At 67.9% G+C, this 19,220-nt stretch carries 19 protein-coding genes; 11 read left to right on the top strand and 8 right to left on the bottom strand.

Annotation, left to right across the window (positions count from 1 at the left end):
- Positions 1 to 992: calcium-binding protein (locus tag AUL28_RS02535; RefSeq protein WP_280137260.1), on the top strand; the 992-nt coding region annotated here is incomplete at its 5' end.
- 60 nt (positions 993 to 1,052) lie between these two features.
- On the opposite strand, the gene AUL28_RS02540 is transcribed toward AUL28_RS02535, so the two are convergent.
- Both AUL28_RS02540 and AUL28_RS02545 read right to left on the bottom strand, forming a co-directional pair.
- A complete protein-coding gene (locus AUL28_RS02540; protein WP_062230558.1) occupies positions 1,053 to 2,144 on the bottom strand; it encodes a catalase family protein in 1,092 nt (363 codons plus the stop codon).
- 94 nt (positions 2,145 to 2,238) lie between these two features.
- On the bottom strand, positions 2,239 to 2,430 hold the full coding sequence (locus AUL28_RS02545) for a hypothetical protein (protein ID WP_156419869.1): 192 nt from the start codon (positions 2,428 to 2,430) through the stop codon (positions 2,239 to 2,241).
- A 68-nt stretch (positions 2,431 to 2,498) separates the two neighbouring features.
- Here AUL28_RS02545 and AUL28_RS02550 point away from each other — a divergent pair, with 68 nt between their 5' ends.
- Positions 2,499 to 3,494, top strand: coding sequence for a ribonuclease Z (locus AUL28_RS02550; RefSeq protein WP_062230560.1), 996 nt, complete (start codon positions 2,499 to 2,501; stop codon positions 3,492 to 3,494).
- On the opposite strand, the gene AUL28_RS02555 is transcribed toward AUL28_RS02550, so the two are convergent.
- The 4 genes from AUL28_RS02555 to mutM form a co-directional block, all read right to left on the bottom strand.
- Positions 3,470 to 4,540, bottom strand: a complete 1,071-nt coding sequence (locus AUL28_RS02555) for a lipocalin-like domain-containing protein (RefSeq protein WP_062230561.1) — start codon at positions 4,538 to 4,540, stop codon at positions 3,470 to 3,472. The two genes, AUL28_RS02550 and AUL28_RS02555, sit on opposite strands and share 25 nt — an antisense overlap.
- A complete protein-coding gene (locus tag AUL28_RS02560; RefSeq protein WP_062230562.1) occupies positions 4,540 to 7,077 on the bottom strand; it encodes an FtsX-like permease family protein in 2,538 nt (845 codons plus the stop codon). Before AUL28_RS02560 ends, AUL28_RS02555 begins: the two co-directional genes overlap by 1 nt.
- Positions 7,074 to 7,808, bottom strand: coding sequence for an ABC transporter ATP-binding protein (locus AUL28_RS02565; RefSeq protein ID WP_062230563.1), 735 nt, complete (start codon positions 7,806 to 7,808; stop codon positions 7,074 to 7,076). The genes AUL28_RS02560 and AUL28_RS02565 overlap by 4 nt, the downstream gene beginning before the upstream one ends.
- Positions 7,809 to 7,921: 113 nt before the next feature.
- Positions 7,922 to 8,827 (bottom strand): bifunctional DNA-formamidopyrimidine glycosylase/DNA-(apurinic or apyrimidinic site) lyase, encoded by a 906-nt coding sequence (mutM, locus tag AUL28_RS02570; RefSeq protein ID WP_062230564.1) that lies wholly within the window; start codon positions 8,825 to 8,827, stop codon positions 7,922 to 7,924.
- A 203-nt stretch (positions 8,828 to 9,030) separates the two neighbouring features.
- Here mutM and ubiE point away from each other — a divergent pair, with 203 nt between their 5' ends.
- From ubiE to AUL28_RS02605, 7 genes are read left to right on the top strand one after another with little or no spacing between them, the layout of a single operon-like run.
- Positions 9,031 to 9,810, top strand: a complete 780-nt coding sequence (gene ubiE, locus AUL28_RS02575) for a bifunctional demethylmenaquinone methyltransferase/2-methoxy-6-polyprenyl-1,4-benzoquinol methylase UbiE (protein ID WP_058599150.1) — start codon at positions 9,031 to 9,033, stop codon at positions 9,808 to 9,810.
- A 6-nt stretch (positions 9,811 to 9,816) separates the two neighbouring features.
- Complete coding sequence (ubiB, locus tag AUL28_RS02580) at positions 9,817 to 11,403, top strand: 2-polyprenylphenol 6-hydroxylase (RefSeq protein ID WP_082640202.1); 1,587 nt, start codon at positions 9,817 to 9,819, stop codon at positions 11,401 to 11,403.
- A gap of 60 nt (positions 11,404 to 11,463) precedes the next feature.
- Positions 11,464 to 11,721, top strand: coding sequence for a FitA-like ribbon-helix-helix domain-containing protein (locus tag AUL28_RS02585; RefSeq protein ID WP_058599151.1), 258 nt, complete (start codon positions 11,464 to 11,466; stop codon positions 11,719 to 11,721).
- Positions 11,722 to 11,723: 2 nt separating this feature from the next.
- On the top strand, positions 11,724 to 12,125 hold the full coding sequence (locus tag AUL28_RS02590) for a type II toxin-antitoxin system VapC family toxin (RefSeq protein WP_244493391.1): 402 nt from the start codon (positions 11,724 to 11,726) through the stop codon (positions 12,123 to 12,125).
- The gene (gene coaBC, locus AUL28_RS02595) at positions 12,122 to 13,342 is read left to right on the top strand and encodes a bifunctional phosphopantothenoylcysteine decarboxylase/phosphopantothenate--cysteine ligase CoaBC (protein WP_062230566.1); all 1,221 of its coding nucleotides are present in this window, start codon (positions 12,122 to 12,124) and stop codon (positions 13,340 to 13,342) included. The genes AUL28_RS02590 and coaBC overlap by 4 nt, the downstream gene beginning before the upstream one ends.
- Positions 13,339 to 13,794 (top strand): dUTP diphosphatase, encoded by a 456-nt coding sequence (dut, locus tag AUL28_RS02600; protein WP_062230567.1) that lies wholly within the window; start codon positions 13,339 to 13,341, stop codon positions 13,792 to 13,794. The genes coaBC and dut overlap by 4 nt, the downstream gene beginning before the upstream one ends.
- A complete protein-coding gene (locus AUL28_RS02605; RefSeq protein WP_062221818.1) occupies positions 13,791 to 14,408 on the top strand; it encodes a LysE family translocator in 618 nt (205 codons plus the stop codon). Before dut ends, AUL28_RS02605 begins: the two co-directional genes overlap by 4 nt.
- A gap of 140 nt (positions 14,409 to 14,548) precedes the next feature.
- Here AUL28_RS02605 and AUL28_RS02610 read toward each other — a convergent pair whose 3' ends face one another.
- Positions 14,549 to 15,358 carry a GGDEF domain-containing protein gene (locus AUL28_RS02610; protein ID WP_062221816.1) on the bottom strand — a complete coding sequence of 270 codons (810 nt, stop codon included), beginning with the start codon at positions 15,356 to 15,358 and terminating at the stop codon, positions 14,549 to 14,551.
- 304 nt (positions 15,359 to 15,662) lie between these two features.
- Here AUL28_RS02610 and cysK point away from each other — a divergent pair, with 304 nt between their 5' ends.
- Both cysK and AUL28_RS02620 read left to right on the top strand, forming a co-directional pair.
- On the top strand, positions 15,663 to 16,691 hold the full coding sequence (cysK, locus tag AUL28_RS02615; protein WP_058633263.1) for a cysteine synthase A: 1,029 nt from the start codon (positions 15,663 to 15,665) through the stop codon (positions 16,689 to 16,691).
- 175 nt (positions 16,692 to 16,866) lie between these two features.
- Positions 16,867 to 17,808, top strand: coding sequence for a mechanosensitive ion channel family protein (locus AUL28_RS02620; RefSeq protein ID WP_062230568.1), 942 nt, complete (start codon positions 16,867 to 16,869; stop codon positions 17,806 to 17,808).
- A 7-nt stretch (positions 17,809 to 17,815) separates the two neighbouring features.
- Here AUL28_RS02620 and AUL28_RS02625 read toward each other — a convergent pair whose 3' ends face one another.
- Positions 17,816 to 19,204, bottom strand: coding sequence for a cytochrome P450 (locus AUL28_RS02625; protein ID WP_082640216.1), 1,389 nt, complete (start codon positions 19,202 to 19,204; stop codon positions 17,816 to 17,818).
- Positions 19,205 to 19,220: the final 16 nt, after the last annotated feature.

Below are 19,220 nucleotides of genomic sequence, written 5' to 3' on the forward strand. Positions count from 1 at the left end.
CGGATGGCGGCCTGAGCCAGATCGACATGCGCGTCACCGACCTCCTGCACGGAACGGGCAAGCTGCTGACGGGAACGGATGGTAACGACCAGCTGACGGCAACGAGTTCGGACGGCTGGGTGCTCAAAGGTGGCGCGGGCGACGACAAGCTGACGGGCGCGGGCGGCAATGACGAGTTGCAGGGCGGCTCGGGCAATGACAGTCTCGACGGCAGGGGCGGCGCCGACACGATGATCGGCGGGCTCGGCAACGACGACTACATCGTGGACTCGGTGCTGGATGTCGTCATCGAGGCCGCCGGCGAGGGCAGTCGCGACCGCGTTATCACCTCGGTCGACTACAAGCTCTCGGCGAATGTCGAGCATCTTCAGATGGTCGGCAAAGGGAATGTCTCTGCTACCGGAAACGAACTCAACAACATCATGGGCGGCAATTCGGGGGCCAATGTTCTCGACGGCGGGCTCGGCGCAGATACGATGGACGGTGGCGCCGGAAACGACGTCTATTACGTCGACAATCTCGGCGACCGCGTGATCGAGAAGGCGGGGGGTGGGACCGATCTCGTCCATTCCTCCGTCAGCTTCAAGCTCGGCGAGAATGTCGAGGATCTGCAGCTGACCGGCATGTCGGACATCAACGGAACCGGCAATGCGCAGGCCAACCGGATTTTCGGCAATATGGGGGCGAACCTGATCGATGGCGGCGCGGGAGCCGACATGCTGATGGGCGGCATTGGCAACGACACGTTCCGCTTTGCCGCCGGGGAAGCGAATGGCGACTGGGTTCTCGATTTCCAGCGCCCTTGGTCCGGCATGTCCGGTTATGGAGACAAGCTGCTCTTCGTCGGCTACGGGCGGGACGCGCGCTTCTCGCAACTGGGGCAGAGCGACACCTATGTCGTCAGCAGTGCGGATGGTTCGATCAGCGACGAAATCCGCATCCTGGGCAACACGGGCCTGACAGCGAGCGACGTGACCTTCGGCGAGTTGTAACGGCCGAACCGACGATGGGGCGCCGGATCGTCCGGCGCCCCATCCGAAACTGAGCCTCGCCTACTCCGCCGCCAGACCCTTGGCGGCCGGCTCGTGCAGCGGGCAGCGGTTGAAGCGGGCGCGGAAGTCGGCGGAGTGCTGATAGGCCGTGCGGCGGGCGCGGTTGATGTTGCCGAGCGGGCGGTGCGCGGCGAGGCCGGTCCAGACGCTGAAGCGCATTTCCTCGTCCACGGCGCGAACGCGGTCCTCGTCCCAGCTGTCCTGCGGCTCGGCCGTGAGCGTGGCGACGGTCTGGAACGGGGCCTCGTCTTCCTTCCATTCGACGGTCGGGTCTTCCACCGGCTGCTTGGCGAGATCGCGGCAGAGCTGAACGCGCAGCTCCCACACGCCCATGCGCTCGCGCATCTCGGCCTGCACGGTTTCTCGGATGGCGTCCGGCCGGCCGGAGGCGTCGATCTCGCGGGTCTCCAGCTCGGTCAGGTCGGGCGCGACCGGCACGAGGCTGAACTTGGCGATATAATCTCCATAAAGGAACGGCGTGACGCTGTAATAGGTCTGCCCCAGCGGATCGACATTGGGCGCGCCGCCGAGCGACTGGATCGCCGGGCTTTCGACGCCGACCGCTTCCAAGGCCTTGTTGACGCCGCGCAGAACGGACGACATCACCGTCTTCGTGCCCTCCAGCTTGTCGGTCGTCTTGGCCAGAAGCTTGAGATTGCCGAGAAACTGGTCGGCCGTCTTGGCTTGGAAGACCGGGCCGTTGACCATGATGAAATCCTGCGTCTTGCCCTCGGCTCCGGGCAGGCGCTCGCCTTCGACGTCGAGAATTTTCAGGGCCAGACCGCGCGGCAGCGAGATCGCGTCGGGCAGGATGTCGCCGGCATTGGTGGACAGCCGAAGATAGGCCTTGTGCGTGGCCGGTTGGGCGAAGAGCCCTTGCGCGAGTTCCGGCGGCAGGCCGTCATGGACGCGCAGCGTCGCTTCCAGAATGCCATGCGCCTTGGCATGAACCGAGCGCACGGCGTGGCCATAATCATGCGCCGTGGTTTCGAGGATCGTATCGAAGGTCTCGTTCAGACCCTGAGCGGTCTCCGCTTCGTCCGGCTGAATGTCTTCCACATCGGGCGAATAGCGAATGGGGGCGTTGGTCATGGCGAGGCCCTTCTGGGAGTCTGGAACATGGGCGGCTAACCAAGCCATCGACAAAAGAGTTCCATCGCGCGCGAAAGGTTCGTTTAGTCGAATATCAGCCCTTGGCGTGGTTCGCTTCGCCCGAGCTGCCGCCCAGAACCGCCTGGAGATTGGCGACCATGAGTTCCACATTCTCGCGGCTGGCGCGGATTTCGAACACTTCGTCGCGGTCATCCACGATATGGATCACGAAGCTGCCATCGTCGCTTTCGCTGGCAAATCCGGCGAGGGTCCGGCGTTCGGCCATGATGAACTCCATTGGTTCGTAAGGCTTCGGGCGGCGGGCGCCGCCGGGGTCGAGAGGGAAAAGGCTCCATGGTCGCTTTGGTTCAGCCCCGTCTCGTGAACGGACCTTCGGGCGACTCCACGCTCTATCTCGACTTCGCCTTCGGGCGGCGGGCGATGTTGTTCGATCTCGGAGACATCCACGCGCTGTCGCCGCGCGAGGTCGGCCGGATCACGCATGTCTTCGTGTCGCATCTCCACATGGATCACTTTGCCGGCTTCGATCGCCTCTTGCGCCTGCGGCTTAATACGCCCGGCGTTGTCCGTCTCGTCGGGCCACCGGGCTTGGGAGAGGCAGTGGCGCACAAGCTCGCGGCCTATCGCTGGAACCTCCTCGGCGACACCTCGCCGGATTTCGCGCTGGAGGCGCTGGACTGGCGCGAGGGCGGCTTCGTCGCGACTGCCCTGTTTCGCGCGCGGGATGGTTTTGTGGGGCGTGCGTCCACGCTGCCCGATCTGCCGACCGGTCTCGTCTGGCAGGAGGCGGGGCTGGTGGTCGAAGCCGTGGAACTCGACCATGGCATTCCCTCGCTCGCCTTCGCCTTGCAGGAGCGCCTGCGAGTGAATGTCCACAAGGTCCAACTGGACGAGATGGGGCTGGCCGTTGGCCCCTGGCTTTCCCGCGCCAAGGAGAGGTTGCGGGCCGGCGAGAGCGGGGCGGTGGAGGGGCCGGACGGGCAAACGCTGTCGCTGGAGACCCTCGTTCAGGCCGGCGCGCTGCAGACGGCCGATGGCCAGCGCATCGCCTATGTCACCGATGCCGGATGGATCGAGGCCAACCGCCGGCGCATCCGCACTATTGCCCAGGACGCCGACACGCTCTTCATCGAAGCCGGCTTTCTCGACGCCGATCGCGAGATCGCCAACGGCCGGCAGCATCTGACCGCCGCGCAGGCCGGCAGCCTCGCGCGCGAGGCCGGCGCGCGGCGCGCCGTGCCGCATCATTTCTCGCCCCGCTACGAGACGCGGGAGGAGGAACTGACCGCCGAGTTCGAGGCGGCCTATAGGCGCAGCGGCGAGGCGTAGCCGGTGAGTTCGAGATAGCCGCGCGCGCCGGGGGCCGAGACCGCGCCTTCCCAATAGACCGGCAATCCGCCCGAGCGCCCGTCGAGTTCCTGATCGGGAAAGAGCGGTTTCAGGTGAAAGCTCCGTTCGCCCTCGGGCAGGCGCAGGGTCAGGCGCTGCTCCACGGGATAGACCGCATCGGTGCGCGGCGAGCGCCAGGTTTGGAGCGGCTCCAGGCTTACGTCTTCTGGCCGGAGGCGCGTGATCGAGCCGTCCGCGCGGCGATAGGAACCGCCGGCATAGATCGTGCCGCCGTCCCGCCCGCGAATGCGGAAGGCGACGAGTGCGCCGCCATCGTCGAGATTGAGCCCCGTCCAATCCCAGCCGGACGCCTCGACGGATAAAAGCGTGGACGACCATTCGCGGTCGAGCCAGGCCTCGCCCGTCACCGTCTCGCTCTTGCCCTCGCGCGTGACCGTGCCGGAAACGGTGAGATGCGGAATGGAATAGTAGTAGCTGGCCTCCTGGGGGTTCGGCCCCTTCTGGCTGTAGCCTTCCTTGCCCTGAAGCAGGATCGGCTGCGTCGGCTGGAAGGCGAGGTCGAGGGCGAACTCGCCCGTCGAGACCTCTGTCGTGAAGCGCCCGTCCGCCTCGCGCTGGAAGCGCCAGTCCTGAAGCGTCACGTCGGCATCGGCTTCCGCCGCCTCCGCAAGGCCGAAGCCGGCGCGCGCGGCGCGTTCGCCGTGGAGAAGGTGGCCGAGCGCGGGGTCGGACAGGCCGGCATGGGCGAAGAGCACTTGCGTCGGCGCAAATCGGCTGGGATTGGCCGGGTCCACTTGGGGCCGCGTGCGGAAGAACGTCACCTGGAAGCCGAGGTCGCGGCCCTCCGCCGTCTTCAGCCAGCCGGTCACATACCACCATTCCGTGCGGAAATCGGGATGGGCGCCATGGTCGCGCGGGAAGGCGAGCGCCGCGCCGGGCACGACGGGCGGATAGGCGATCTCGGCCGCGCGGAGCGGAGCCGTGAGGGTCGCGAGCGCGAGGAAACAGGCGAGAAACCGTTGCATCACCAATCCTCCCGCACGGCCAGAACCGCGCTTCGATGCGTCGCCCGCCGTCCGGCGAGAAGCGCCGTGCCCGCCGCCGCCAGCACCAGGGCGGCCACCACGGCCGGGATCGTGCCGATGGGCAGACGTGTCGTCATGGTCCAGTTGAAGGATTGCGGGTTGATGACATGGATCAGAACCTGCGCCAGCGCGAGGCCGAGCAGCACGCCGGCAATGCCGCCGACAAGCCCGAGCAGCGCGCCTTCGCGCGCCAGCATGGAGAGGATCTGGCCCTTGGTGAGGCCGAGATGGCGGAGCATGCCGAACTCGCGCGAGCGCGCCAGCGTCTGCGCCGAAACGGTGGCGGCGACGCCCGCCAAGCCGACGAGAATGGCAACGCCTTCCAGAACATAGGTGACAGCGAAGGAGCGGTCGAAAAGCTCGAGCGCGAAGCGGCGTAGCTCGGCCGGGCGCGAGACATCCACCGCGCCGCGCACCGCCTCGGGCAGGGCGGCGATCAGGGCGGCCTGCACCGCGCGCTCGTCCGCGCCGGGCGCGAGCGTCACCATGGCCTCGTCGCGGCCCTGATCGCCCGTCAGCGCCTCATAATCCGCTTCGGGCAGGATCACGGCGCCTGCCTGCCTGGCATAGTCGCGCCAGATGCCGGCGACGGTGAAGCGCTCCGTGCCCCGGCCGATGGGCAGCGAAATCGTGTCGCCCGGCTTCCAGCCATAGAGACGCGATGCCGGCTCGGAGACATAGGCGGAGATCGTGCCTGGCTTCGGCTGGACTGGCTCGCCGAGAAGCGTCAACAGTCCGTCCGGCCGCGCCGGGTTCACCGGCCGGGCGATCAGCGTGACGGGCGGTCGGTCGGCCTCGATCACGAGGGGGAACTGCCGGCTGAAGGCGATGGTGCCGACGCCGGGCACGGAGAGAAGCGCATCGCGCGTCGGCGGGTCGAAGCCCGCGCTCGCCTGCGCGCGCAGGTAAAGATCGGCCGAGAGAACCTGCCCCAGCCATTCGTCCACCGCGCCGCGAAAGCTCGTCACCATGGTGGCCATGGCGATCATCAGCGCCGTCGAGGCGACGATGCCGCACAGGGCCGTGGCCGCTTGGCCTGGCGCGCCGTGGAGGTGGCGCGTGGCGAGTTGGCCGGGCACGGAGCCGCCGTCGCGCCGGACAAGCGGCAGAAGAAGCTGGCGCGACAGGAAGGGCACGCCGGCGACGCCTCCCGCCAGCATCAGGGCCATGCCGACAAAGCCGAAGACGGGCAGGTTGGCGACGGCCGGCAGGAGCGCCGCGCCAGCGCCCGCCAGAAGCAAGATCAGCGCCGGCTTCCAGGGCACGGGCTTGCGCGGGTCGAGAAGATCGCCACTGTTCTTCAGCGCGGCGGCGGGCGCGGCGCGCGAGGCCGCGCGCGCCGGCAGGATGCTGCCGGCCAGCGCCGCCACGAGGCCGAGCGCGAAGAAGGCGAGCGCCGCCAGCGGCTGGAACACGATGCCCGCCGCCGCGCCGCGAAAATAGCCCGCGCCCAGATCGCCGCCGAACCAGCGAAGCGCGAGGCTCGCCAGCCCATAGCCGGCGAGAAGCCCGGCGGAGGCGCCGATCAGACCGATCAACAGCCCTTCGAGCGCCACGGCCGCCACGACGCCGCGCCGGGGCAGGCCGAGCGTGCGCACCAGCGCGAAGGCGCGCAGCCGCCGCGCGACGGAGAGCGATTGCGCGGAAAACACGAGAAAGCCGCCTGTCAGAAGCGCCACCAGCGCCAGCATGTCGAGATTGACGCGGTACGCCCGCGACAGGGCGCTGCCCTGCGCTTCCTCAGTTTCGGTGCTGGCGAGCGTGGTGCCGGCCGGCAGGAGCGGGCGCAGCGCGCTCTCGGCCGCCGTGCGGTCGGCCAGCGACAGGTCGATTCGATCGAGCCGGCCCAGCCGGTCGAAGCGCCATTGCGCGCTCGCGATGTCGATCACGCCGATGGCCTGCCCGTCCGGCACGCCGGGCAGGGAGCCCGCGACGCGAAAGCGCGCGCTCCGGCCATTGGCGGTGAGCTGAAGCGTCTCGCCGGGTTGAACATTCAGCGCGGCTTGCGCGGCGCGGGAGAGAAAAAGAGCGTCGGGATCGAACACGTCGTTGTTGGTCGTGTCGGGCCCGCGCGGGGCGAGGCCGATCAGGCTGGGCGTCACGCGCGCCGCGCGGATCACATCGAGGCCGAGAAGCGTGATGCGCCCGCGCTCGCCGCGCGCGTCGAGGCTGATGACGGGGCTGGCATCCCGCACGCCCTCCGCCCGCGCCGCCGCGCCGTAGAGCGCCTCGTCGAAGCCGAGCGGGGCCGAGGCGCGGATGGAGAGATCGGCTGCCCCGCCCACGGCCCGCACCGCGCCGCCGAAGGCGCTGAGCGCCGAACCGTTGACGAGATGGACCGCAAAACCCAAGGCGACGCCGACCGCAATGGCCAGGGCGGTGGCCAGAAAGCGGGCGGGATGGGCGCGCCATTCGCCCCCGATGAGCCAACCCAGCGCCAGCCGGGCTTCCACAAGGTCGGAGCGCACGCCGCTCATGCCGATGGCCTGAGGCCGGTGCGCGTCAGCACCAGAACCCGATCCGCGATTTCGGCCGTCGCGCGGCTATGGGTGACGATCACGGCGGCCGAGCGCCGGGTCTGTCCGCCCCCTGCGCGCACGCGCTCGGCAAAGAGCGCGAGAATGCGCCCGGCCGTTTCGGGGTCGAGATTGCCGGTCGGCTCGTCGGCGAGGATCAGGGCGGGCTGGTGGATCAGGGCGCGGGCGATGGCGACGCGCTGCATCTCGCCGCCCGACAGGTCTCGCGCATAATCGCCGCCGCGCGAGCCCAGCCCGACCGCCTCCAGCATGGCGTCGGCCCGGTTCGACAAGGTGGCGCGCTCATTCGAAACGAGGGCCAGCGGCAGGGCGACGTTCTGGCGCAGCGTCAGATAGGGCAGGATGTGAAAGGCCTGGAACACGAAGCCGATGCGCTCGCGCCGCAGCTTGGTGCGCGCCGTCTCGTCCAGCGCGCCGAGCGCGGTGGTCTCGATCCGCACCTCGCCGGCATCCGGCTCGTCCAGCCCGGCGAGGATATTGAGAAGCGTCGATTTGCCGACACCCGACTCGCCGACGATCGCGACGAGTTCGCCGGCCTTCACATCGAGGTCCAGCCCGGAAAAGAGTTGACGATCCGCGCCCACGGATTTCGACAGGCTGCGCACCGAGAGGGCTGCGGCCCCACCGACTGAGTTCCGTGCCTCCGGGGCGCGCGTTCGGGTCTCGTCCAATCTCTCGCCTCGTATCTGTTCGCTATTGGGGGATCGTAGGCCGCCGGGAGGCGTCGCACAGGGGGCGCGACAGGGCGACCCGGGGTTCAACCCCGAGATGGCCACATGCCCGCTCAGCGCTGGCAGACCGGGCAGAAGAAGGTCGAACGGCCCGACTGGACGATCCGTTGCACCACGCCCCGGCAGCTCTCATGGCGGCAGGGCTCGCCTTCGCGGTCGTAGACGTTGAAGCGGTGCTGGAAGTAGCCGAGGCTTCCATCGGCCTGCCGATAGTCGCGCAAGGTCGAGCCGCCGGCCTCGATCGCGTCCGCGATGGTCTCGCGAATGTGAAGGGCGAGCGTGTCGAGGCGCTGCGTCGCCGTGCCGTCCTTCTTCACCAGCGAGCCCGCCTCGCGCCGGGGCGACAGGCGCGCGCGCCAAAGCGCTTCGCAGACATAGATATTGCCAAGCCCGGCGATGATGGTCTGATCGAGAAGCGCGGCCTTCAGCGGCGCGGCCTTGCCGCGAAAGCGGGGCGCGAGATCGTCGCCCGACAGGGTGTTGCCGGTCGGCTCCAGACCGAGTGCGCGAAAATGCGGATGGTCGGCCATCTCCGCGCGCGGAAACAGCGTCATGTAGCCGAAGCGTCTGGGATCGTTGAAGACGATGCGCGCGGGCGTGCCGTCCGGTCGCTGGATATGGAAGAGCACGTGATCGTGCAGCTTGTCTTCCGAGCGGGCGAGGTGAAAGGCCGCACCCGCCACGGGCTCGGCCGCCTCGCCGCCCGCCGTCTCGATGCGGAAGGAGCCGGACATGCCCAGATGCATGGCGAGCACGAGATCGCCTTCGAGATCGGCCAGGAGATATTTCGCCCGGCGCGACAGGGCCTCGACGCGCCGCCCTTCCACGCGCTCGGCGAAGCGCTCAGGGAGCGGAAAGCGCAGGTCCGGCCGGCGCAGTTCCACGCGCTCCACCCGCGCGCCCTCCATCACGGGCTGAAGTCCCCGGCGAACCGTCTCCACCTCTGGCAATTCGGGCATGGCACCTACCTGTTGTCTCCTGGAGGCTGTTATGGACCTTGGCCAAGTCCTGTGTCGGGTCAGCGAGGAACAGCCTCCAGGCGGCCGCCGCGCCGATGGCGCTATCGGTTCGCTTGGTTTAAGACCGGCACACACTGGACGGCCTGCTGGCCGCTCACACCTATAGGCCGGCTTCGGCCCAGGTCCAACGCACGAGGTGAACGATGTCTGAATCCCGAGTCGGTTCCGCGGAAAGCATGGAAACCTCCTACGGATTCGAGACCGTTTCCGGCCGGGACGAGAAGCAGGCGCGCGTCAACGAGGTGTTCCACCGCGTGGCCGAGCGCTACGACATCATGAACGACCTCATGTCGGGCGGAATGCACCGGCTCTGGAAGGACGCGCTGGTCAATATGGTGGCCCCGTCCAAGCGGCCGGGCTGGCGCTTTCTGGATGTGGCGGGTGGCACGGGCGACGTCGCCATGCGCATCGTGGAAGCTTCCAACCGGCAGGCCGAAGGCACGGTGCTCGACATCAACGGCTCGATGCTGGCGGTGGGCGCCGAGCGCGCCCGCAAGAAGGGGCTCGACGAGCATCTTCTCTTCGTGGAAGGCAATGCCGAAGACCTGAAGCTGCCGGCGGAGAGCTTCGACGCCTATACGATCGCCTTCGGCATCCGCAACGTGCCGCGCATCGATCTGGCTCTGTCGGAAGCCTACCGCGTCTTGAAGCCGGGCGGGCGCTTCCTGTGCCTCGAATTCTCGGAAGTCGAGCTTCCCGTCCTCGACAAGATCTACGATCTCTGGAGCTTCAAGGCCATTCCCGCCATCGGGCAGGCGGTGGCCAAGGATCGCGACTCCTACGAGTATCTGGTGGAATCCATCCGCCGCTTCCCCAATCAGGTGAATTTCGCGAGCGCCATCCGCAAGGCCGGGTTCGACCGCGTGACCTATCGCAATCTGACGGGCGGCATCGCGGCCATCCATTCCGGCTGGAAGCTTTAAGAGCCCGTGGCCAATCCCGTCACCGGCACGATCGCCCTCGTCCGGGCGGTCTATATCATGGCCCGAGAGGGCGTCTTCTCCGCGCTGCCGGCCGAGGGCCTGCCGCCCATGGCCGCGCTCGCCCACAAGGCGGCCGGGCTTCTGGCGCGCCGCTCGGCCAAGAAGGCGGCCCGTAAGGACCGCCTGTCGGCCGCGCTGAACCGCCTCGGCCCCTCCTATGTGAAGCTCGGCCAGTTCCTGGCGACGCGCCCCGACATCGTGGGCACGCAGATCGCCGTCGAGCTCAGCCACCTGCAGGACAAGGTGCCGCCCTATCCGCGTGAGGTCGCGATCGAGACGATCGAGGTGACGCTCGGCCGGCGCATCGACGATCTCTTCCTCGAATTCGGCGAAGTCGTGGGCGCGGCCTCCATCGCGCAGGTCCACAAGGCGCGGGTGCGAACGCGCGATGGCGAAGAGCGCTTCGTCGCGGTCAAGGTCATCCGGCCGGGCGTGCGCCAGCGCTTCCTGCGCGAGCTGGAAGCCTTCGCCTTCATCGCGAAAGTTTTGGAAACCGTGGTGCGATCGACGCGCCGCCTGCGGCCCGTCGCCGTGGTGCAGACGCTCGCCCAGTCCACCCGCATCGAGATGGATCTACGGCTGGAAGCGGCGGCCTCGTCCGAAATGGCGGACAACATCAAGGACGATCCCGGCTTTCGCGTGCCGGGCATCGACTGGGAGCGCACGGGCCGCGACGTCCTCACCATGGAATGGGTGGACGGCATCAAGATGAACAATGTCGAGGCCGTGCGCGCCGCCGGCCACGACCTGCCGCAGCTCGGCGTCAACCTCATCCAGTCCTTCCTGCGGCACTCGATGCGCGACGGCTTCTTCCATGCCGACATGCATCCGGGCAATCTCTTCATCGCGCCTGATGGCACCATCGTCGCGGTGGATCTCGGCATTGTCGGCCGGCTGGCCGCCGACTCGCGTCGTTTCCTCGCCGAAATCCTCTACGGCTTCATCCGGCGCGATTACCGCCGCGTGGCCGAAGTGCATTTCGAGGCCGGCTATGTGCCGCGCAACCAGGATGTCCTGAGTTTCGCACAGGCGCTGCGCGCCATCGGCGAGCCGATTCACGGCCAGCCGGCCGAAACCATTTCCATGGCCCATCTCCTGACCCTCCTGTTCGAGGTGACGGAGCTGTTCGACATGCACACGCGGCCCGAACTCGTGCTGCTTCAAAAGACCATGGTCGTAGTGGAAGGCGTCGCGCGCTCCTACGATCCGCGCTTCAACATGTGGGAGGCGGCCGAGCCCGTCGTCTCGGACTATATTCTGTCCGAAATCGGCCCGGCGGCGAAGCTGCGTGACGCGCGCGAAGGGCTGGAGGCTTTGGGCCGCATCGCCAAGCGCCTGCCGGATTTCGCGACGGGCCTGGAGGTCTTCGCCAAGAACATGCCCGATCTCATCGAGAATGGCATTCACATCAACGACGACGACCTGATGGAACTTGCCAAGGAATCGCGCACCGGCCTCATCATCAGCCATATCGCGCAGATCGCCTCGGCCATCGCGCTGGTGGTGATCGCTTGGCAGCTGACCTTCGGGTAGCGTGATTGCATTGCTATCATCTCGTCCCGGTTCTATCGTCCGGGCGAGATGGAGGTCGCGATGGGCAGTTTGACGGTTCGCAATATCGAGGATGACGTGAAGGCCGCGCTGCGACTGCGCGCGGCCCGACGTGGCGTCTCCATGGAAAGCGAAGTGCGTGACATCCTGCGGCAGGCGGCGCGGGAGGCTTTGCCCCTGCCGGAAAGCGATGGCGAACGCGAAGCGCGGATCGCACGCATCCTCAGCTTCGGCCAGCCCCCTTTGCCATCCTTCGATTTGAAGGCCTTTTCGGACGCGCTTTCGGACGGTACGGAGTGATCGTGGTCGATACGTCGGCTGTTGTGGCGATCCTGGCGGCGGAGCCGGAAGCGCCCTTGTTCGCCCGCGTGGCCGGAACCCATGACGATCTGGTCATGTCCACCGGCACTCGACTGGAACTGACCATAGTAGCCCATGCGAAATGGACCCAACGGGGAATGCACCTCGTCGAGGGGCTTCTGTCCGAGATGCGGGTGGCCTTTTATCCCTTCGATCAAAGGCAGATGGACATCGCCATGGACGCCCATCGGCGCTTCGGCCGAGGCTCCGGCCATCCCGCCAAACTGAACTTCGGCGACTGCTTCTCCTATGCCCTCGCCCGCGCGCTTGACGCGCCGCTGCTCTTCAAGGGCGACGACTTCGTCCACACCGATCTCCGCTCCGCCCTTCCGAGCCCGCCATGACCCTCGCCGACAAGCGCATCCTTCTCATCGTCGGCGGCGGCATCGCGGCCTATAAGTGCCTCGACCTGGTGCGCCGCCTGCGCGAGCGGGGCGCGAAGGTGACGCCTGTCATGACGAAGGCGGCGGCGGAATTCGTCACGCCCCTGTCGCTCGGCGCGCTGGCGGGCACCAAGGTCTATGGCGATCTCTTCAGCCGAGACGACGAGCACGATGTCGGCCATATCCGCCTCGCGCGCTCGGCCGATCTCGTGATCCTCGCCCCTGCCAGCGCCACGCGCATGGGCAAGATGGCGGCCGGGATCGGGGACGATCTGGCCGGGGCCATTCTTCTCGCCACGGTCGCCCCCGTGCTCATCGCTCCCGCCATGAACCCGGCCATGTGGGCGCATCCGGCGACGCGCCGCAGCCTCGCGACCCTCCAGGGCGACGGGCTCTGTACGGTCGGTCCGAACAAGGGCGAGATGGCCGAAAGCGGCGAGGCGGGCGAGGGGCGCATGGCCGAGCCGCTGGAGATCGTGGCGGCGGCCGAACGAATTCTCTCGCCTCCAGATCGCCCGCTCGCGGGGCGGCATATTCTCGTCACCTCCGGCCCGACGCATGAGCCGATCGACCCCGTGCGCTATATCGCCAATCGCTCGTCTGGGCGGCAGGGCCATGCGATCGCGGCCAGCCTCGCGCGGCTCGGCGCGACCGTGACGCTCATCTCCGGCCCCGTCACGCTGCCCGACCCCGTGGGTGTCAGCACGGTCCATGTCGAGACGGCACGCGAGATGCTGGCGGCCGTGGACGCGGCACTGCCGGCGGATGCCGCCGTCTTCGTCGCGGCCGTGGCGGACTGGCGCGTGGCGAGCGAGGCGGGCGAGAAGATCAAGAAGCGCGCGGGGGAGGGGCCGCCGACCCTGCCGCTCGTGGAAAACCCGGACATCCTGCGCACGCTTGGCACAGGCCCCCGTCGCCCGCGCCTCGTGGTCGGCTTTGCGGCCGAGACCAACGATCTTCTCGCCAACGCCGCCCGAAAGCTGGAGGCCAAGGGGGCCGATCTCATCGTCGCCAATGACGTGTCGGGCGGCGTCGTCATGGGCGGCGCGCGCAACGCCGTGAAGCTCGTGTCCCGCGCCGGGGTCGAGGAATGGCCCGATCTGCCCAAGGAGGATGTTGCCGACCGGCTGGCGGCCGAGATAGGACGACGGCTTCTGGAACTGGAGAGCGCCTCGTGACCAAGGGCCCGACCATCGGCATTCGCCGCCTGCCCCATGCCGAAGGGCTGGAGCTTCCCGCCTATGCCAGCGCGGGTGCGGCCGGGGCGGATCTTCGCGCCGCCGTGAGCGAGGATCTGACCATCCCGCCGCTCGGCCGGGCGCTGGTGCCGAGCGGTCTCGTGTTCGATATCCCCGAAGGCTTCGAGATCCAGGTTCGCCCGCGCTCGGGGCTCGCCGCGCGCCATGGCGTGACGGTGCTGAACGCCCCCGGCACGGTGGATTGCGACTATCGCGGCGAGGTCATGGCGATCCTCGTCAACTTGAGCGCCGAACCGTTCACGGTGACGCGCGGCGAGCGCATCGCGCAGCTCGTCGTCGCGCCCGCGCTCCAAGCGCGCTTCGCAGAGGTCGAGAGCGTCGGCGAAACGGCGCGCGGAGCGGGCGGCTTCGGCTCCACGGGGCGCGCATGAGCGCCGCCGGTTTTCTCGCCTATGCGCTGACCCTGGCGCTCGCCGCCGCCATTCCCGGCCCTGGCGTGGTGGCGCTCGTCGCCCGCGCGCTCGGCGCGGGCTTCCGGCAGGCCATGGGCTTCACGCTCGGGCTGATTCTGGGCGATCTCACCTTTCTCACCGCCGCCGTCTTCGGCCTCGCGCTGGTGGCCGAAGCGCTGGGCGAGGTCTTCATCGTGGTGCGCGTCGTCGCGGCGCTTTATCTCGGCTGGCTTGCCTGGAAGCTTTGGCGCGCGGCCGGCAACGCGGCCGAGGTCGAGGCCATGGCGAAGGAGCGCCCGCTCGGCAGTTTCATCGCCGGGCTGACGGTCACGCTCGCCAACCCCAAGACCATCGTCTTCTATCTCGCGCTTCTGCCGACGCTGGTGGATATCAGCCATGTGTCCGTCGGCGACTATGCCGTTCTGGCGGCGCTGACGACGCTGGTGCTGCTTCTGGTCATGACGCCCTATGCCGCGCTCGCCGCCAAGGCGCGCCATGTCCTGCGCCGCCCCGCCATTCTCGCGCGCCTCAACCGCAGCGCGGCCCTCATTCTCGGCGGTGCGGCGATCTGGAGCTTGGTGCGCAAGGTCTGACGCTTGCGCCCTGTCCCGAGCTTTAAGGCTTGCGAGCCTCAAGGCTCGTTCCCGCTGAGGGGCCGGTCCTGTCCAGCCCCCGAGCGCAGGCAGAATGCGGGAGGCGACGACGGTCAGCCTTCCCCCGATGGGATGGCGTCTCAGGCCCGCCGCGCCTTGGCCTCGATCTGGTGATGCGTCCCGCCGACGCTGCGCAGGGTGCCGAGTTGGGAGAGGGTGACTCGGTTTCGGCCTGAGGTTTTAGCTTTGTAGAGATTGGTGTCGGCGATCTTGTACGCCGCCTCGAAGCTGACCTTGGTCTTGAACGAGATGCCGCCGAGCGAGACGGAGAGCCGGGTTCGCTGGTGGCGCGGGCCGACCTCCAGCATGTTGATGCGCGAGCGCAGGCGCTCGGCGACGATCATCGCTTCCTCGTAGCCCGCATTGCGCAGGAGAACGGCGAATTCCTCGCCGCCCAGCCGGCCGACGAGATCGTCCTTGCGCACGTTCATGCGCAGCGTGGCGGCTATGAGGGACAGCGCCTCGTCGCCGGTGCCATGGCCCAGGCGGTCGTTGATGCGCTTGAAATGGTCGGCGTCGAGAACCAGCAGCGTGTGGGGCACGTCGTCTTCGGCGCGGCGGCGGCTGTCGGGGCCGATGCGCAGTTCCACCGATTTCTGGAAGGCGGCGCGGTTCAGAACCTTGGTCAGGCCGTCGCGCGTGGCGATGTGGAACAGTTGCTTGTTGCGCCGGCGCAGCGCCACGATGCGGGTGGCCGCGTAGAGTTGCAGCGGTAGCGCCGAGACGAACAGCATCAGAAGCGTGAAGCCCAGCGCGCCTTGCGCGGCGGGAAGAGCGAAACTGCCGAAATACCAGTAGGTCGCGATCACGACGACCCCGGCCATGGTGAGGGTCAGTCCGAGGAGTTCCAGACAAAGCATCCGGAGCGATTCGAGCGTTTGGATGGGCATGGCGATCCGGCGAAAGGGTGGGTTGCCGTCAGTGTGCCCTTGTTTTCGCAGGACTTTCTGAATGCTGGGCGAAGGTTTTGACTTAAAGGCGGCGCACTTCGCCATGTCGCCTACGCGTCGGCGTTTTTCATTCTAGAGGAAATTTATTTCCAACGACTTGATGGTTCCGCGCATGAATTTGCCGCGCTGCCCCCGGAACGGGGTGGGGAGGGTTCGCCAGACGACCCTCTTCCGCGCTAGATTGATCCTGAGCGCGCCCGCGAGGCGCGGCCCGATAAAGCCCAAGGCAGAAGGACACGCCGTCATGGACACGCCCGCCAACAACCAGACCGCCCGCACCCATGGCCGGGGCCGCATCTACGATTCCATCATCGATACGATCGGCGACACGCCGCTGGTGCGGCTCGACAAGTTCGCGCACGAAAAGGGCGTGAAGGCCAAGATCCTCGCCAAGCTCGAATTCTTCAACCCGATCGCCTCGGTGAAGGACCGGATCGGCGTCGCCATGCTCGAGGCGCTGGAGGCCGAAGGCACGATCCGGCCCGGCCGCAACACCCTGATCGAGCCGACCTCCGGCAATACGGGCATCGCGCTCGCCTTCGCGGCGGCCGCCAAGGGCTATCAGCTGATCCTGACCATGCCAGAGACCATGTCGATCGAGCGGCGCAAGATGCTGCGGCTTCTGGGGGCCGAACTCGTGCTGACCGAGGGCGCCAAGGGCATGAAGGGGGCGATTGCCAAGGCCGAGGAGCTGAAGGCCGAAATCCCCAATTCCGTGATCCCGCAGCAGTTCGAGAACCCGGCCAACCCGCAGATCCACCGCGTCACCACGGCCGAGGAAATCTGGAACGACACGGCCGGCCGGGTCGATCTCTTCGTCGCCGGCATCGGCACGGGCGGCACGATCACGGGCGTCGGGCAGGTGTTGAAGAGCCGCAATCCGGGGCTTCAGGTCGTGGCCGTCGAGCCGGAGAATTCGCCCGTCCTGTCGGGCGGCGCGCCGGGGCCGCACAAGATCCAGGGCATCGGCGCGGGCTTCGCCCCGGCCATTCTTGACCGCGAAATCTATGACGAGGTGGTCGCCATCTCCAACGACGAAGCCTTCGAGACGGCCCGCCTCGTGGCGCGGCTGGAAGGCGTGCCGGTCGGCATTTCGTCGGGCGCGGCGCTGGCGGCGGCAGCCAAGGTCGGCGCGCGCGAGGAGAACGCGGGCAAGAACCTTGTCGTGATCATCCCCTCCTTTGCCGAGCGCTATCTCTCCACCGCCCTGTTCGACGGTCTGGTCGCCGAGGACGAGCCCAAGGAAAAGCCGAAGGGCGCGCCCTCGATCTGAGGCGCTTTCCTCCGCTCGAACCCTCCAAGGGGCCGCCGCTTCACCGCGCGGCCCCTTTTCTTTCGGCCGGTCTGTCCTTTCTTGGAAAGGACTCGCGCGGCGTCCTCCCTTCATCGGGCCATGCTCATGGATCAGGCGCGCCGCATTCCTCGCGACCGCCAACCGCAAGGCCCCCATGCCGCTTCAAGATACGATCGAATCCTCGCAGACCTTCCTGCGTACGCTCGCCGCCCAGGCCGCGACCTTCCTGCCCAATCTTCTCGTCGCCATCCTCGTCATGGTGATCGGCTTCTTCATTGCGGGCCGGCTGGCGGCGCTGGTGGGCCGGGCCTTCGGCCTGTCGCGCATCGACGAGACCGTGCGCGGGCCGCTGGTGGCCATGGTGCGCTATGTCGTGATCGTCATGGCGCTGATCATCGCGCTCGGGCAGATCGGCGTGCAGATGACCTCGCTGCTGGCCGTGCTCGGCGCCGCCGGCCTCGCCGTCGGTCTCGCCCTGCAAGGCACGCTCACCAATATCGCGGCCGGCATCATGCTGCTTTGGCTGCGCCCGTTCCGCGTCGGCGACTATATCGAGACGCAGAATTTCGCCGGAAGGGTGCATGAGATCGGCCTCTTCACCTGCCATCTGGAAACCTTCGACGGGCTCTTCGTCTTCGCGCCCAATTCCACGCTCTGGAACGTCTGGATGCGCAATCACTCGCGCGCGGCGTCCCGGCTTCTGGCGTGGCAAATCACGGTTCCGCGTCAGGTGCCTTTCGAGGCCGCGCATGAGGCGCTGATCTCTGCTTGGCCCCAAAGCGCGGGCGAGGAGCAATTGTCCGAACCCGTCGCCTTTCTGGACCAACTGACGGCGGATACGCAGGTCATCGTGTTTCGTGGTGTCGTGAAGGAAGGCGCGACCACGGAGGCGCAGCGCCGCACGGCACAGGCGATCCGGCGCATCTTCCTCGAGCGCTTCGGCGCCGACGGCGAGCCGCGCGCTATCCAGCGCATCGTGCCGGGCAACAGCGACCCGTCGCGCTATCTCGGCGCGGACGACGCGCCGGAAGCCAACCGGACGCTGGTCAACGAGAGGCCCGACGCGCCGAGCCAGGGCGTCGTCACGGCCCCCTGACGCGCCCTCAGCCCGCGCGGCGGGACACCCGCATCGGCAATCCGCCGCGCGGCTGCACCGTGATCTTCTGCACGGGATGAGGCGCGCGGGTTCCGACATAGTCGAAGCGCAGATCGCGCATGAGGCTCGCCAGCGCGATCACGCCTTCCTGCATGGCGAAGGACGCGCCGATGCACACGCGCGGGCCGACGCCGAAGGGGAGGTACTGGTAGCGGTCGAGCTTGGCGCGGTTTTCCGGCAGGAACCGGTCGGGCAGGAAATGGCCCGGCCGCTCCCACAGACGCTCATGCCGGTGAACGAGCCAGGGCATCACCAGAAGCGAAGCCCCGGCCGGCACGTCGAGATCGCCCACCCGGTCGTCCTCCAGGGCCATGCGGTTCAGCGAGGGAGCGGGTGGGTAGAGGCGCATCGCCTCCTCGAAGGCGGCGCGCGTCTGCGGCAGGGCCTCCAGCCAGTCGAGCGGATTGGGCAGGCCGGGCAGGAGCGTGTCCAACTCGCGCTCCACCTTCTCGCGTTCGGCGGGGGCTTGCGACAGAAGATAGAGCGTCCAGCCGAGCGCGCGGGCGGTGGTCTCGTGTCCCGCGCCGATGAAGGTGATGAGATTGTCCTCGACCTCGGAAGGCGACAGCCCCTCGCATTCGAGAAGCGAGGTCAGGAGATCGCGCGGCGCGCTGCCAGGATCGCTCGCCATCTGCCGGCGGCGGCGCTCGGCCGTGTCGGAAATGAGCTTGCGGAAATAGCGTGCTGCCGAGCGTCCGCGCCAATGGCCGATGCGCGGCAGGAAGCTCGGCGCATCCAGAATATCCAGCGGATCGACCCGGCCCATATGCGCCATGAAGACGTCCATGGCGCGAGCGAATTCGGTCGGCTCGCCGGTGATGTCGTCGGAAAACAGCGTCGCCTGGAGGATGTCGTAGGTCAGGAGCGTCATCTCGTGCGAGATGTCGAGAACGCCCTCCGAGCGCCCCGCCAGCCCATCGGCAAAGTTCTGCGAGCGGTCGGCCATGACGCGGGCGAGACCCGCCACGTTGCGCGGGGCGAAGACCGGGGCCATGGCCTTGCGCGTGCGCTTCCACAGATCGCCCTCGGCCGTCAGCAGCCCGTCGCGAAGGAGCGGCTTCAGGACGCGCTGGCGCAGCGGCTGCATGACGTAATTGGCGGCATTCTCCACCAGCGTGCGGCGGATGAGCGTGGGATCGTTGACGACGATGGTGGGCGTCTTCAGCCAGTCGTTGCGCAGCACCGGCTCGCGAAAGGCGCTCTCTCCCCAAAGCTCGATCGGGTTGCGCGAGGCCGTCAGAAGGAAGGCGAAGAAACCGAGCGGCTTGTCGTGCGGGCGCGGGGCGGGGGCCAGAAACGGAGCCAGATCGCTCATCGAGGACGACAGGTCGGTCATCAACGTCTCTCCTGCG

It is taken from the genome of Aureimonas sp. N4 (assembly GCF_001463925.1).
In the GTDB taxonomy this organism is placed as follows: domain Bacteria; phylum Pseudomonadota; class Alphaproteobacteria; order Rhizobiales; family Rhizobiaceae; genus Aureimonas; species Aureimonas ureilytica_A.

Coding starts and splice junctions, on each gene's coding strand:
- cysK (WP_058633263.1), top strand. CDS start 15,663: ATGGACACGCCCGCCAACAACCAGACCGCCCGCACCCATGGCCGGGGC.
- AUL28_RS02545 (WP_156419869.1), bottom strand. CDS start 2,430: ATGGCCGAACGCCGGACCCTCGCCGGATTTGCCAGCGAAAGCGACGAT.
- AUL28_RS02605 (WP_062221818.1), top strand. CDS start 13,791: ATGAGCGCCGCCGGTTTTCTCGCCTATGCGCTGACCCTGGCGCTCGCC.
- coaBC (WP_062230566.1), top strand. CDS start 12,122: ATGACCCTCGCCGACAAGCGCATCCTTCTCATCGTCGGCGGCGGCATC.
- AUL28_RS02620 (WP_062230568.1), top strand. CDS start 16,867: ATGCCGCTTCAAGATACGATCGAATCCTCGCAGACCTTCCTGCGTACG.
- AUL28_RS02540 (WP_062230558.1), bottom strand. CDS start 2,144: ATGACCAACGCCCCCATTCGCTATTCGCCCGATGTGGAAGACATTCAG.
- AUL28_RS02610 (WP_062221816.1), bottom strand. CDS start 15,358: ATGCCCATCCAAACGCTCGAATCGCTCCGGATGCTTTGTCTGGAACTC.
- AUL28_RS02550 (WP_062230560.1), top strand. CDS start 2,499: ATGGTCGCTTTGGTTCAGCCCCGTCTCGTGAACGGACCTTCGGGCGAC.
- AUL28_RS02625 (WP_082640216.1), bottom strand. CDS start 19,204: ATGACCGACCTGTCGTCCTCGATGAGCGATCTGGCTCCGTTTCTGGCC.
- AUL28_RS02555 (WP_062230561.1), bottom strand. CDS start 4,540: ATGCAACGGTTTCTCGCCTGTTTCCTCGCGCTCGCGACCCTCACGGCT.
- AUL28_RS02585 (WP_058599151.1), top strand. CDS start 11,464: ATGGGCAGTTTGACGGTTCGCAATATCGAGGATGACGTGAAGGCCGCG.
- ubiE (WP_058599150.1), top strand. CDS start 9,031: ATGTCTGAATCCCGAGTCGGTTCCGCGGAAAGCATGGAAACCTCCTAC.
- AUL28_RS02560 (WP_062230562.1), bottom strand. CDS start 7,077: ATGAGCGGCGTGCGCTCCGACCTTGTGGAAGCCCGGCTGGCGCTGGGT.
- mutM (WP_062230564.1), bottom strand. CDS start 8,827: ATGCCCGAATTGCCAGAGGTGGAGACGGTTCGCCGGGGACTTCAGCCC.